The 15,740-nt window shown below is 40.4% G+C and carries 4 protein-coding genes and 9 pseudogenes; 12 read left to right on the top strand and 1 reads right to left on the bottom strand.

Translation table 11 applies throughout. From position 1 onward, the window contains the following. Window positions 1-608: 608 nt before the first annotated feature. Window positions 609-2,488, bottom strand: a 1,880-nt coding sequence (locus tag AFK68_RS31765) for a filamentous hemagglutinin N-terminal domain-containing protein (RefSeq protein WP_143438505.1), incomplete at its 3' end; no start/stop codon positions are given. Between the two features lie 128 nt (window positions 2,489-2,616). Between AFK68_RS31765 and AFK68_RS40445 the strand changes: the two are divergent. The 12 genes and pseudogenes from AFK68_RS40445 to AFK68_RS47215 all read left to right on the top strand — a co-directional run. Continuing rightward, window positions 2,617-3,679, top strand: a pseudogene (locus AFK68_RS40445) (TIGR03032 family protein); the annotation flags it as partial. Window positions 3,680-3,690: 11 nt separating this feature from the next. Beyond that, window positions 3,691-4,443: pseudogene (locus AFK68_RS47255) on the top strand (tetratricopeptide repeat protein); the annotation flags it as partial. A gap of 5 nt (window positions 4,444-4,448) precedes the next feature. After that, a pseudogene (locus tag AFK68_RS47250) lies at window positions 4,449-4,921 on the top strand (tetratricopeptide repeat protein); the annotation flags it as partial. A 137-nt stretch (window positions 4,922-5,058) separates the two neighbouring features. Then, the gene (locus tag AFK68_RS47245; protein ID WP_094678125.1) at window positions 5,059-6,378 is read left to right on the top strand and encodes a hypothetical protein; all 1,320 of its coding nucleotides are present in this window, start codon (window positions 5,059-5,061) and stop codon (window positions 6,376-6,378) included. A gap of 199 nt (window positions 6,379-6,577) precedes the next feature. Continuing rightward, on the top strand, window positions 6,578-6,868 hold the full coding sequence (locus AFK68_RS31745) for a GIY-YIG nuclease family protein (protein ID WP_256386696.1): 291 nt from the start codon (window positions 6,578-6,580) through the stop codon (window positions 6,866-6,868). A gap of 479 nt (window positions 6,869-7,347) precedes the next feature. Further along, window positions 7,348-8,385 (top strand): annotated as a pseudogene (locus AFK68_RS31740) (TIGR03032 family protein); the annotation flags it as partial. Window positions 8,386-8,710: 325 nt separating this feature from the next. Beyond that, a pseudogene (locus AFK68_RS47240) lies at window positions 8,711-9,358 on the top strand (FG-GAP repeat domain-containing protein); the annotation flags it as partial. A 1-nt stretch (window position 9,359) separates the two neighbouring features. Then, window positions 9,360-10,901, top strand: a pseudogene (locus AFK68_RS47235) (FG-GAP repeat domain-containing protein); the annotation flags it as partial. Window positions 10,902-10,908: 7 nt separating this feature from the next. Beyond that, window positions 10,909-11,513: pseudogene (locus AFK68_RS47230) on the top strand (FG-GAP repeat domain-containing protein); the annotation flags it as partial. Between the two features lie 19 nt (window positions 11,514-11,532). Beyond that, window positions 11,533-13,687 (top strand): annotated as a pseudogene (locus tag AFK68_RS47225) (FG-GAP-like repeat-containing protein); the annotation flags it as partial. 462 nt (window positions 13,688-14,149) lie between these two features. Continuing rightward, window positions 14,150-14,805: pseudogene (locus AFK68_RS47220) on the top strand (Ig-like domain-containing protein); the annotation flags it as partial. A 57-nt stretch (window positions 14,806-14,862) separates the two neighbouring features. After that, window positions 14,863-15,740, top strand: an 878-nt coding sequence (locus AFK68_RS47215; protein ID WP_371357644.1) for a tandem-95 repeat protein, incomplete at its 3' end; no start/stop codon positions are given.

Genomic DNA, 15,740 nt, shown 5'->3' with positions numbered 1-15,740 from the left:
CAGCATAAATAATAAAATCACTAACTAAATATATCTGTTTTCATTTTATTTTTTTTGTAATCTAAGTTATTTCCCAACAACTCTAATATTGACATCTCCTCCTAGCTCGCTACCAGAAATATCAGTAAAAATATCTTCAGTTACTGTCACATCTCCTCCGCTGCTCAGAACAATATCTCCTCCAGCAATAGTGGAAATACCATTTACCTCTTCACTAACTCCACCAATATTCACACTTTCCAACGACTCAAAAAATGCTCCACTATTCCCGGCAACTGACTCTAAAGAAAGCACATTTAACTGCAATGGTGCATCACTTGAACCTATCCCTCCACTGTCAAAAGTTAGAAATAAACCACTACCTGCAGTTATCAATGAATTCTCAGAAACTCTAGTAATATTTCCTCCATTTGCATTGACTAATACCTGCCCTGTTGTTGTTAAGTTTGCCAGATTTATATCGCCGACTTCTCCTAAATTTCCTAACTGAATATTAATAGTACCATTTCCGGCATTTAATGTTGTTCCGTCTAATTGATTTATTGATGCTGCTCCATCACTCCGGTCAACAGAATTGATCTGGTCATTATTACCAAATAAGTTGATANACTCCACCAATATTCACACTTTCCAACGACTCAAAAAATGCTCCACTATTCCCGGCAACTGACTCTAAAGAAAGCACATTTAACTGCAATGGTGCATCACTTGACCCTATCCCTCCACTGTCAAAAGTTAGAAATAAACCACTACCTGCAGTTATCAATGAATTCTCAGAAACTCTAGTAATATTTCCTCCATTTGCATTGACTAATACCTGCCCTGTTGTTGTTAAGTTTGCCAGATTTATATCGCCGACTTCTCCTAAATTTCCTAACTGAATATTAATAGTACCATTTCCGGCATTTAATGTTGTTCCGTCTAATTGATTTATTGATGCTGCTCCATCACTCCGGTCAACAGAATTGATCTGGTCATTATTACCAAATAAGTTGATATTTCCATTCCCACCTGATGTGTTAATATCAGCATTGATATTAATACTGCGTCCGGCTTCTAATTGTACAGATGAGTCTCTTTCTATATTTTCATTAATTGTTATGTCGTTATCCGCTTGGAGAATAATATTACCCTCTGAGTTTTCTAGGGAAGTATTACTTTCTGAACCCCCTAAAATAATATTTTCTGGGTCTAATAATATTGTTCCTGTATTGCCAAATTCAGCACTAACATTAACCTGGCCGTTAAAATTTAATCCTTGTTTTCCTGATACTTCTACAAAGCCTCCATCACCATAATTTTCTCCTCCTTTTGCACTAATATTTCCGTCAAAATTAGTCATTCCATCTGACCAAACTATTACTCTTCCTCCATCTCCATTTGTCATAGCATCGGCGGAAATAAATGAGTTTTGATTAACAAAAGTTTCCTGAGAATTGGGAACTATACCATTACCTTGAAAGTCACCTCCAATTAATACTGTTCCCCCACCATTTAAACCATCAGCATTAATATTGGCATTTATGAGAGCTACGCGATCGCCCAAGACATTAACTTGTCCGACCATATTATCGGAAGTTGATACATCTATATTTCCTGAAACAATAGTGTCTCCTGAAGTATTGGCAATTGTTACATTATCTGTCAACACTACATTACCATCAGCATTAATTTCTATAGATGTAGCGTGTTTGTTGTCTCCACCTGTTAATAATTTTGGTAAAAGTACGGTATCTATCTGAGAAATATTTTCCTCATTTACTTTTTTTGGGTTGACTTCCAAACTTAATAAATGTCCTGGTTGAGATATTCTCAGGGTGTTACTGCCTTCTACTGCTGCGATGGTGATGTTACCGCCTGGAGTGGATAGTTGTCCTGTGTTGATGACTGTGTTACCTAGCAATGTCAGATTTTCTCCTGGGTTTAAACTGAGATTTCCTTGATTAACTAGAGCGCCTGAGTTAGATGAGTTAAATCTATATCCACTGGGGGTTCCGATTAATTTTGAGTAGTCGTTTGTTCCCATAGCTTTAAACCAGAAATTATTGTTGTTAAAGCCAATACCTGTGGCTGTGGTGACGCTGAATGAGGCGGGTATATTAAGGCTGGCGTTAGGACCAAACATTATGCCTGCGGGGTTGATGAGAAAGAGGTTGGAGTTACTGCCGATAACTTGGATCAAACCGTTGATAATTGAAGCATTGCCTCCTGTGACTCTGCCAAGAATATTCTGGGTGTCTGGGGTGGTTTGGAAATTAGCGGTTTGGTTACTATTGAGGTTAAATTGCTCGAAACTGTGAAATAGGTTAGATCCATTGTGAGTTCCACCTTGGATGTTAAATTGGTTGCCGTTTTGATTTACAGTTGTTCCTGTACCATCACTGGCAGGGGTTATGGGTTGGGAGTTGGCAGGGAGTGTTGTTGCTAATTTGCCTAAAATTATAGTCAGAGTTGTTATGGTATAAAATTTTAATTTAGTTAATTTCATAAAAAAATCTTCACCTTTTTATAGTTAAGTATGACAAAGTTAAAGAGCAACTTTCAGCTCCAACAAATAATTATGTATTTCTATATTTTTCTCTAAATTTTAATAAATTTTTAGTGATAGTGATATTAATGAAAAAATTACCTCCCATCACCAAAACCCTAAAAGTTACTTACTCTCTCCACTTTCTGGAATGGTTAAACAAACATCAGTTAAGTTTAGCATTTACCTCTAGGACAAATTGTCTCTGCTTCATTGGAGTCAAATCTGACGGTCAAATGTCCAGTCCTGTTTGGGAGTTTGATCGCCCCAGGAAACTTTATGCAAAGAGCGATCGCCTATATCTATCCACCCAATACCAAATTTGGCGGTTGGAAAATGTACTCGAAAATGGAGAACTTTTACAAGACAAATATGATGTCCTGTACGTTCCTCGCATGGCATACACTACTGGAGACTTAGACATCCATGACTTAGTAGAAGATGACAAGGGCGACATAATTTTTATTAATACTCAATATAGTTGTCTGGCAACTCTTCACTCCAAACACAGTTTTACACCTCTGTGGAAACCGTCCTTTATTTCTCAAGTCGCTCCCGAAGACCGATGTCATCTTAATGGCCTCGCTACGGTAGAAGGGCAACCGCGCTATGTCACTGCTATTAGTCGTTCTGATGTTGCCTTGGGTTGGCAAAGTGTGAGGCGTGATGGAGGTGTCGTTATTAAAATTAATACTAATGAAATTATTGCTGATGGGTTATCAATGCCACATTCACCAAGATGGTATAGGGGAAAATTGTGGTTGCTCAACTCAGGAACAGGAGATTTTGGTTACATTGAAAATGGCAAATTTTTACCTATAACTTTCTGTCCTGGTTATGGGAGAAGTTTAACTTTTATTGGTGATTTTGCCGTGGTGGGGTTATCGAAGTTAAGCCATGATTATTTCTCAGATTTGTTAGTAGAAGAAAGGTTAAAAAAACGGAACACAGATATTCGTTGTGGAATAGTAATTATTGATTTGAAAAGTGGAAATATTGTTGAGTGGTTACAACTAGATCCAGAAATAATTGAACTTTATGATGTAGCAGTTTTGCCGGGGGTTAAGTGTTCGAAGGCTTTGGGTTTTCAAGCTGGAGATATGGCTAAATTAGTAACAATAGGAAGTCAGGCAAAAGTGAATAATTTTTCGGNGAACACAGATATTCGTTGTGGAATAGTAATTATTGATTTGAAAAGTGGAAATATTGTTGAGTGGTTACAACTAGATCCAGAAATAATTGAACTTTATGATGTAGCAGTTTTGCCGGGGGTTAAGTGTTCGAAGGCTTTGGGTTTTCAAGCTGGAGATATGGCTAAATTAGTAACAATAGGAAGTCAGGCAAAAGTGAATAATTTTTCGGTTTCTTCTTCAACAGTTAAACCTAAAAGAAAATATTTTTCATTGCCTTTACCAGTATGGCTATTTCTAGCAGTTGATTGGGAACAACAGGAAAGATTAATTGCAGCTATTGCTCTAATTTATATCATTTCAAATAAGCCTGTAGAACAACCTTCATTTAGTTTTATTTCTAATCCCAACATCAGCAAAAATAACCCCCAAAAAGCCAAAGCTTATTTTGAGCAAGGAAAAAATTTGAAAAAACAGGGTAAATATGAAGAAGCTGCTATATATTTTAAAAAAGCGATAGAAGCTGACCATAATTATGTTCCTGCTCATAATAATTTAGGTGTTTTACGACAAAATAAAGGTTTATTAAAAGAAGCAATTATTTGTTATGAAAATGTTTTAAAAATTAAACCTAATTTTCACCCAACTATTACCAATATTGCCTCAATTCACCTCTGTAAAGGAGAGCTTAAAAAAGCAGAAGAGGGATTAAAACGTGCCTTAAAAATAAAACCAGATTATGTTCATGCTTTGTACCACTTAGGCTTAGTTTACAAACAACAAATTNAACTATTACCAATATTGCCTCAATTCACCTCTGTAAAGGAGAGCTTAAAAAAGCAGAAGAGGGATTAAAACGTGCCTTAAAAATAAAACCAGATTATGTTCATGCTTTGTACCACTTAGGCTTAGTTTACAAACAACAAATTAAATTAGAGGATGCCATTAAGTTATTTAAACTTGCCGTAAAATATCAACCAAATTACATTGATGCTTATTTCCAATTAGGGCAAATCTGGGAATTTCAATCTCAATTTTCTCTTGCTAAAATTGCCTATGAAAGATGCCAAAAAATTAACCCTACCGCCGAATATTTGTTCGGTCATATTAGCTTTGTCAAGCTCAACCTCTGTGACTGGGAACATTATGATGATTTTGTTACACAGTTAATCGACTCAACTGCTAAATATGTGAAAAAGAAAAAAGGTGGTTTTACTATCGCACCTTTTCACTTAAATTTAATTCCTTTACCACAAGATTTATCNACTTGCCGTAAAATATCAACCAAATTACATTGATGCTTATTTCCAATTAGGGCAAATCTGGGAATTTCAATCTCAATTTTCTCTTGCTAAAATTGCCTATGAAAGATGCCAAAAAATTAACCCTACCGCCGAATATTTGTTCGGTCATATTAGCTTTGTCAAGCTCAACCTCTGTGACTGGGAAAATTATGATGATTTTGTTACACAGTTAATCGACTCAACTGCTAAATATGTGAAAAAGAAAAAAGGTGGTTTTACTATCGCACCTTTTCACTTAAATTTAATTCCTTTACCACAAGATTTATCTTTGGCAGTTGCTATACAGAAAGCTGAATCAATTAACCATCAGATTGCTAATAATAAACTGGAATTTTCTTATCCTCAAAAAACAACTAAATTGCGGATAGGTTACGTTTCTTGTGATTTTTATGGTCATGCTGTCGGACGATTAATTTCTGGCATATTTGAACAGCATAACCGAGACAAATTTGAAGTCTTTGCCTACCACTTATTAAATGCTAATGATGAAGTAACACAAACTATCAAAAATGGCTGCGATGAATTCCGGTATCTTGACGAAATGTCTGCCGAAAATTCTGCCCGTCAAATTAACAGGGATGGGATTGATATATTAATAGATTTAGCAGGTTATACGGGTTACAGTGAAACGAAAATATTGGCTTATAAACCAGCGCCAGTCCAAGCAACATTTCTCGGTTATCCTAATACAATGGGGGCAAATTTTATCAGATATTTATTAACAGATAAATGGGTAGTACCTCCAGAATTAGCAGAACATTACAGTGAGGAAATTATCTATTTACCCCATCAATTTCCTTGTTCGCCCATGGATATTTCTCAAAAGGATTTTAGTCGAACAGATTTTGGTTTACCAGAAGAGGGTTTTGTTTTTGCCTGTTTTAATCGCCACTATAAAATTACTCCTGAATTATTTGATATTTGGATGCGAATATTACAACAAGTAGAAGGTAGTGTTTTATGGTTGTCTTTTACAGTAGAAGAAGCCATAGAAAACTTACGCCAGAGTGCCAAAAATAGAGGGGTAAAACCCGAAAGACTAATTTTTGCCCAAAAAATTCCACACCCAGAATATCTAGCTCGGTTGTCTTTGGCCAATTTAGCTTTAGATACCCTAATTTATAATGGCGGTTCTACCAATGTCTGTGCTTTATACGCAGGTTTACCAGTCTTGACAAAACCAGGTTCTACTAATGCAGCTCGGATGGGGGCCAGTATTTGTGCAAGTGCTGGAATAGAGGAAATGATTTGTCATAGTCTGGAGGAATATGAACAGAAAGCGGTATTTATGGGTACTCATTCAGAAGAGTTACTACCGTTGCGAGAGAAATTAAAGATGCGAAATAGTCCTTTGTTTAATCTATCTGATTTTGTGGCCAGTTTGGAAGTGGCATTAGAAGAAATTTGGCATCGTTAGATTCTCAATCCCCCTTCCCATGACTCTAATCTGTCATTGCGAGGGGAACGAAGGAATCTATCAGGAGATGGCCACGGGGGGATAACGCTCAAAGTAATACTTCAAATTCTGGAACCCCCCCCCTCGCCATGACTTTACTTTGTCATTGCGAGAGAAACGAAGCAATCCCCACTATCTAATTTTCAATCAAAAAATAGCAATGCAGAAAGAATGTTATATATACATAATGACCAATAAACGTAACACCGTTCTTTACACTGGTGTCACCAACGATTTAATCAGAAGAATTTACGAACACAAATCAAAAATTGTAGAAGGCTTTACCAAAAGATATAACGTCAATAAACTGGTTTACTACGAAATGTATGAAGATATCTCCCAAGCGATCGCCCGCGAAAAACAAATAAAAGCAGGCTCTCGACAGAAAAAAATTAACTTAATTAATAGTATTAATCCAGAATGGAAAGACCTGTATTTAGAAATAATCTAATTGTCGCCTGTCATTGCAAACGGAACGGAGTGGAGAGAAGCAATCTCTAGGGAGATGGCCACGGGGGGATAAGGAGCAAAGTAATACTCGAAATTCTGGAACCCCCCCCTCGCCATGACTTTACCTTGTCATTGCGAGCGGAACGGAGTGGAGAGAAGCAATCTCTAGGGAGATGGCCACGGCGGGTATAAGGGGAAAACCAATCAGCAAACGGCTCTCAACCCCCTCACCATGACTTTACCCTGTCATTGCGTTAGCGAAGCTTTGCGATAGCAAGGGGAACAGAGTGGACAGAAGCAATCCCTTCAGTAAAAGGCTATAATCCCTCCTCGCCATGACTTTACTTTGTCATTGCGAGTGAAACGAAGCAATCTCTAGGGAGATGGCCACGGCGGGTATAAGAGAGAAACCAATCAGCAAAAGGCTATTAATCTCCCCTCGCCATGACAAAATAACAAGTAAAAATTAGGGGGGACTTAGTGTCAGAAAAAGCCTCATTTGAAATTTTCGGTTCTCAACAATTTATTGACTGGTTGAATACTGAAAAGTTGAGTCTAGCATTCACTACTTATCAATCTAATCGACTGTTTTTCATCGGGATTAAACCTGATGGTAGTTTGTCGGCAACTATGCGGACTTTCGATCGCCCGATGGGACTTTATGCAACTGCTGATACCTTAACTTTGGCCACTCGCTACCAGGTCTGGCAGTTAGAAAATATGGTGGAAAAAGGCCAATTGTTTAAAGACCGTGACAAAATGTATGTCCCTCGTCGCAGTTGGATGACTGGTCAGTTAGATATACATGATATTGTCCAGGCTCAATGGGGAGATAATTATACACAAAAAGTCATTTTTGTCAATACTTTATTTGATTGTTTGGCTACATTGAGCGATCGCTACAGTTTTACTCCCCTCTGGAAACCACCATTTATTTCTAAAGTGACCCCCGAAGAGCGCTGTCATCTTAATGGTTTGGCCATAGTTGAGGGAAAACCAGCCTATGTAACTGCTTGTGGTCAGTCCGATGTTGTAGATGGGTGGCGAGACCAACGGCGGAATGGAGGTTGTGTGATTGATGTATCTAGTAAAGAAATTATTGCCACTGAACTTTCGATGCCCCATTCTCCCCGCTTTTATCAAAATAAATTGTGGTTGCTAAATTCGGGAAAAGGAGAATTTGGTTATCTAGATTTCCAAACAGGCAAATTTCAACCAGTCAAGTTTTGTGGGGGATACTTGCGAGGGATGACGTTTTGGAAAAACTACGCTATCGTAGGTTTGTCCAGACCGAGAGAACGAGAACAAACTTTTTCAGGTTTAGTTCTCCAAGAGAGATTAGCAGCGAAGGGAGCAACGGCCTTTTGTGGGCTGCAAGTGATTAACTTGGACACTGGGGATATTGTTCATTGGCTGCGTGTCGAAGGAATAATTGTCGAATTGTATGACGTAGCAGTATTACCCGGAGTACGATATCCAGGTTGTATTGGTTTACAAGAAACAGATGAGTTGAGGCGGNTGTTGAAGTTTAAAAAAGATAGGGAATCTCAATTGTCATTGCGAGGAACGAAGCAATCTCTGATAATGGGAAAACAACCACAATGAATGGGATTGCTTTCCTCCGGAATGCTACGCAAACGTCGTACCTCCTCGCAATGACAGTCTAATATCTTGTCCATCCAAGGGGAGGAACAAAGTTCCAATAGTCATTGCGAGGAACGAAGCAATCTCAAGAATAGGAAAGCAATCTCAACTGTCATTGCTAGGAACGTTTGCGGAGCATTCCGTCAGGAAAGCAATCTCATAGTCTAACACATCTACTTTATTACTACCAAAAACAATTATGGCTACCGTTCAAATTACCCAAACCGGAACTCCTAATGAAGCTGGCCCAATACCTGCCATCTTTACTGTGAGTCGGGACGATACCCTCGGCAATATAACAGTCTTCTTTACCATCTTAGGCACTGCCAGACAAAATATTGACTACGACATTAGAGGAGTTCGCACCGTAGAGAATACTGTCCCCACAGTAACTTTTGATGGAGAAAAAGGCAGCGTTGTTATACCAGATGGACAAACCAGCGTTGATATAGAAATAGTACCCAGGGACGATACCATTATTGAAGGGGCAGAAACAGTCACCCTCACCCTCACAAATGAACCCATCGGCGCACCGCAACAATATGATGTTACTCCAATTCCTGGGAATGAGACTGCAACTCTGACTATTACGGATAATCCCGATCCCACAAATAAAGCAGTAGGGGCGAATGAGATTATTATTTCTACTAATGCTGCCAACGCCCGTTCAGTATTTGCAGCCGATGTCGATGGTGATGGAGATGTAGATGTTCTCAGTGCTTCATTTGATGATGACAAAATCGCCCTGTACCTCAATGATGGCAGCAATAATTTCACTGAACAAACCATTTCTACTAATGCTGATGGTGCCCGTTCAGTATTTGCAGCAGATGTGGATGGAGATGGGNGAGATGTAGATGTTCTCAGTGCTTCATTTGATGATGACAAAATCGCCCTGTACCTCAATGATGGCAGCAATAATTTCACTGAACAAACCATTTCTACTAATGCTGATGGTGCCCGTTCAGTATTTGCAGCAGATGTGGATGGAGATGGGAATGTCGATATTCTCAGTGCTTCACGCTTAGAGGACAAAATCGCCTTGTACCTCAACGATGGCAGCAATAACTTCACTGAACAAGTAATATCTACTAATGCTGATGCTGCCACATTAGTATTTGCAGCAGATGTGGATGGAGATGGGAATGTGGATATTCTCAGTTCTTCACGCTTAGACGACAAAATCGCCCTGTACCTCAACGATGGCAGCAATAACTTCACTGAACAAGTAATATCTACTAATGCTGATGTTGCCATATCAGTATTTGCAGCAGATGTGGATGGAGATGGGAATGTGGATATTCTCAGTGCTTCACGCTTAGACGACAAAATCGCCCTGTACCTCAACGATGGCAGCAATAACTTCACTGAACAAGTTATCTCTACTAATGCTGATGGTGCCCGTTCAGTATTTGCAGCCGATGTGGATGGTGATGGGGATGTTGATGTTCTCAGTGCTTCATACTTAGACGACAAAATAGCTCTGTACCTCAACAATGGTAGCAATAACTTCACTGAACAAGTTATCTCTACTAACGCTGATATTGCTAACTCAGTATTTGCAGCAGATGTGGATGGTGATGGGGATGTCGATATTCTCAGTGCATCACAAAATGACAATAAAATAGCTCTGTACCTCAATGATGGCAGCAATAACTTCACTGAACAAGTTATTTCGACTAATGCAAATGCTGCCGCCTCAGTATTTGCAGCGGATGTGGATGGTGATGGAGATGTGGATGTTTTCAGTGCTTCACGCTTAGACAACAAAATCACCCTCTACGAAACAATATCCATTCCTAGAGTCAGCATCACTGCCACAGGAACTCCCACGGAAGCAGGAGCTACCCCTGGAACTTTTACCATAGATCGTGGTACTGACATCAACGGCAATATCACAGTTTTCTTTACCATCTCTGGCAATGCAACACAAAATATCGACTACGACATTAGGGGAGTCCGCACCGTAGATAATACCGTCCCCACAGTAACATTCGATGGAGAAAAAGGCAGCGTTGTTATTCCTGATGGAGAAACCAGCGTTGATATACAAATAGTACCCAGGGATGATATTCTAACCGATCCTGGAGAAACAGTCACAATCACTTTAGAAGAACAACCCACTGGCGCACCAGAACAATATGATGTTACTAATATTGCAGGGAATGAGACAGCAACTCTAACTATTACAGATAATCCTGATCCCACAACTAAAGCAGTAGGAGCGAATGAGATTATTATTTCTACTACTGCTGATTTCAGGTCAGTATTTGCAGTTGATGTGGATGGTGATGGGGATGTAGATGTTCTTAGTGCTTCACGAGATGACAAAATCGCCCTGTACCTCAACGATGGCAGCAATATTTTTAGCGAACAAGTCATCTCTACTANGACAAAATCGCCCTGTACCTCAACGATGGCAGCAATATTTTTAGCGAACAAGTCATCTCTACTACTGGTAATGGAGCCAGATCAGTATTTGCAGCGGATGTGGATGGTGATGGGGATGTTGATGTTCTCAGTGGATCACAATATGACGACAAAATCGCCCTGTACCTCAACGATGGCAGCAATAATTTCACAGAACAGACCATTTCTACTACTGCTAATGGTCCCCATTCAGTATTTGCAGCGGATGTGGATGGAGATGGGAATGTTGATGTTCTCAGTGCTTCCCGGGCGGACGACAAAATCGCCCTGTACCTCAACGATGGCAGCAATAATTTCACAGAACAGGTCATCTCTACTAATGCTAATGCTGCTTTTTCAGTATTTGCAGCGGATGTGGATGGTGATGGGGATGTAGATGTTCTCAGTGCTTCTATAGAGGACGACAAAATCGCCCTGTACCTCAACGATGGCAGCAATAATTTCACAGAACAAGTTATCTCTACTACTGCCTATGGAGGCAGATCAGTATTTGCAGCAGATGTGGATGGAGATGGGGATGTGGATGTTCTCAGTGCTTCAAACGTTGACGACAAAATCGCCCTGTACCTCAANTCAGTATTTGCAGCAGATGTGGATGGAGATGGGGATGTGGATGTTCTCAGTGCTTCAAACGTTGACGACAAAATCGCCCTGTACCTCAACGATGGCAGCAATAACTTCACTGAACAAGTCATCTCTACTAATGCTGATGGTGCCCAATCAGTATTTGCAGCAGATGTGGATGGTGATGGGGATGTTGATGTTCTCAGTGCTTCCACAGGTGACGACAAAATCACCCTCTACGAAACAATATCCATTCCTAAAGTCAGCATTACTGCCACAGGAACTCCCACAGAAGCAGGAGCTACCCCTGGAACTTTTACCATAACCCGCGATACCGACACCAACGGCAATATCACAGTCTTCTTTAGCATCTCCGGGACTGCCACACAAAATATCGACTACGACATTAGGGGAGTTCGCACCGTAGAGAATACTGTCCCCACAGTAACTTTTGATGGAGAAAAAGGCAGCGTTGTTATACCCGATGGACAAACCAGCGTTGATATAGAAATAGTACCCAGGGACGATACTGTTGTTGATGCAGGAGAAACAGTCACCATCACTTTAGAAGAACAACCCACTGGCGCACCGGAACAATATGATGTTACTACCATTGCAGGGAATGATACGGCAACTCTGACTATTACAGATAATCCTGATGCTACGTCTAAAGCAGTGGGGGCGAATGAGATTGTTATTTCTACTAATGCTGATGGTGCTGAATCAGTATTTGCAGCCGATGTGGATGGTGATGGGGATGTTGATGTTCTCAGTGCTTCAGACGGTGAGGCTAAAATAGCCCTGTACGTCAACGATGGCAGCAATAACTTCACCGAACAGGTGGAAATTTCTACTACTGCAAATGGTGCTAGGTCAGTATTTGCAGCCGATGTGGATAGTGATGGGGATGTTGATGTTCTCAGTGCTGCCAGGGATGCCAAGGAAATAGCCCTGTACGTCAACAATGGCAGCAATAACTTCACCGAACAGACCATATCTACTAATGTTACTGCCGTCTCAGTATTTGCAGCCGATGTGGATGGTGATGGGGATGTTGATGTTCTCAGTGCTTTAGACGCTGACCAGAAAATAGCCTTGTACCTCAACGATGGTAGTAACAACTTCACCGAACAGGTGGAAATTTCTACCACTGCTAATGGTGCTTTCTCAGTATTTGCAGTAGATGTGGATAGTGATGGAGATGTTGATGTTCTCAGTGCTTTAAACAGTGACAACAAAATCGGCCTGTACCTCAACGATGGTAGTAACAACTTCACCGAACAGGTGGAAATTTCTACGACTGCTAATGGTGCTGAATCAGTATTTGCAGCGGATGTGGATGGTGATGGGGATGTTGATGTTCTCAGCGCTTCACAGGGGAACCCCAAAATTGCCCTTCACCTCAATAATGGCAGCAATCAATTCACTGAACAGGTGGAAATTTCTACGACTGCTAATGGTGCCAGGTCAGTATTTGCAGCGGATGTGGATGGTGATGGGGATGTTGATGTTCTCAGCGCTTTAGCAGATGACAACAAAATCGCCCTGTACCTCAACAATGGCAGTAATAACTTCACTGAACAGACGATATCTACTAATGCTGATAGACCCGAATCAGTATTTGCAGCGGATGTGGATGGTGATGGGGATGTTGATGTTCTCAGCGCTTCTTTCGACGACAAAAAAATTGTCCTTTATGAAACAATATCTGTCCCAGTCTTAACTGACTTAGACCCCGCCACATTCACCGAAAGTATTGTCAACCCAGCAGCACAAATAATAGATAGCGATGTTACTCTCACCTCAGATAGCAATGACTTTAACGGTGGTAATATTATTATTGACTACACTATTGGTGGAGGTATTGAAAACCAACTAACCGTTGCTAATATTGGTACTGGAGTAGGTCAAATAGGCTTCGACGGGACAAATATTACCTACGAAGGGAACCTTATAGGTAATATTGATATTATCAATAACGGAGTCAACGGTAATATTTTAGAAATAAGCCTAACCACTGCCAACGCTACAGTTGCTGCTGTAGAAGCATTAATAGAAGCTATCAGTTACCAAAATATTTCCGAAAACCCAACCGCTAGTCGGATTATATCAATAACAGTCAACGACGGTATTATAGACAGTACACCCCAAACATTAGAAATAACAGTCAACGCTGAAAACANATAACGGAGTCAACGGTAATATTTTAGAAATAAGCCTAACCACTGCCAACGCTACAGTTGCTGCTGTAGAAGCATTAATAGAAGCTATCAGTTACCAAAATATTTCCGAAAACCCAACCGCTAGTCGGATTATATCAATAACAGTCAACGACGGTATTATAGACAGTACACCCCAAACATTAGAAATAACAGTCAACGCTGAAAACAATGCCCCAGTTCTTGACAACACTTTAGATGCGACTGGAGCAACTGCCGATATTGAACTAACAGTAGATGAAGACACAATACCCATCGGAGTAGTAGGCAACCTAGTCAGCGAAATAGTTGATCTAACCGCTAATGTTACTGATGTTGACACTACCCCCCCTCCTGTTACAGGTATCGCTATTACCGCAGTAGATGAAACAAATGGTGTCTGGCACTACACTACTAATGGTGGCACAACCTGGACTCCAGTAGGGGTGGTATCTGAAACCAGTGCCTTATTATTACCAGACGATGCCAACACCAGGGTATTATTCGCCCCCACAGCAGACTTTAACGGCAGCATAACCAATGGCCTGACATTCCGCGCTTGGGACCAGACTTTTGGTACAGCAGGCACAAACATAGATGTTAGTACCAATGGTGAGACTACAGCCTTTAGTATTGATACAGATAGAGTTAATGTGGTAGTTAACCCAGTCAACGATGCCCCCACAGCAGCAGACAATACCATAACCATAGAAGAAGACAACAGTCACACATTTACCGAAACCGACTTTAGTTTTGACGACATAGACGGAGACACTCTAGCATCTATAACCATAACCACCCTCCCCACAGCAGGAACATTACAACTAAACGAAATAGACGTAACAGCCAACCAAATTATCACAGCAGAAGATATTCCCAACTTAGTATTCACACCAGAAGCAGATGGTAACGGCACAAATTATGCCAACTTCAACTTCACAGTTAACGACGGCACAGAAGAAAGTCAAACAGCCAACACCATCACCATAGATGTTACCCCAGTTAACGATGCTCCAGTAGCAGCAGACAATACAATAACTATAGAAGAAGACAGCAGCCACAGATTTGCTGAAACCGACTTTAGTTTTGACGACATAGACGGNCCCCACCCACAGTAGGAACATTACAACTAAACGAAACAGACGTAACAGCCAACCAAATTATCACAGCAGAAGATATTCCCAACTTAGTATTTACTCCAGAAGCAGATGGTAACGGCACAAATACCAACTTCAACTTCACAGTCAACGACGGCACAGAAGAAAGTCAAACAGCCAACACCATCACCATAGATGTTACCCCAGTTAACGATGCTCCAGTAGCAGCAGACAATACAATAACTATAGAAGAAGACAGCAGCCACAGATTTGCTGAAACCGACTTTAGTTTTGACGACATAGACGGGGATACCTTAGCATCCATTACTATCACCAGCCTACCCACAACAGGAACATTACAACTAAACGAAACAGACGTAACAGCCAACCAAATTATCACAGCAGAAGATATTCCCAACTTAGTATTTACTCCAGAAGCAGATGGTAACGGCACAAATACCAACTTCAACTTCACAGTCAACGACGGCACAGAAAACAGTCAAATAGCCAATACCATAACAATAGATGTCACAGCACTCAATGATGCCCCCACAGCAGCAGACAATACCATAACCATAGAAGAAGACAACAGTCACACATTTACTGAAACCGACTTTAGTTTTGACGACATAGACGGAGACACTCTAGCATCTATTACCATAACCAGCCTACCCACAGCAGGAACATTACAACTAAACGGAACAAACGTAACAGCCAACCAAATTATTGCAAGAGCAGAAATTTCCAACTTAGTATTTACACCAGCAGAAAATGGTAATGGTACAAATTATGCCAACTTCAACTTTAGCGTCAACGACAGCACAACCGAAAGTGAAACAGCCAATACTATAACAATAAATGTCACCCCAGTCAACGATGCTCCTACAGCAGCAGATAATACTATAACCATCAACGAAGACAGCAGCCACACATTTGCCGA

The sequence above is a fragment of the Hydrocoleum sp. CS-953 genome (genome assembly GCF_002260545.1).
Classification (GTDB): Bacteria; Cyanobacteriota; Cyanobacteriia; order Cyanobacteriales; family Microcoleaceae; genus Trichodesmium.
This window is presented reverse-complemented; position numbering and strand designations above follow the sequence as displayed.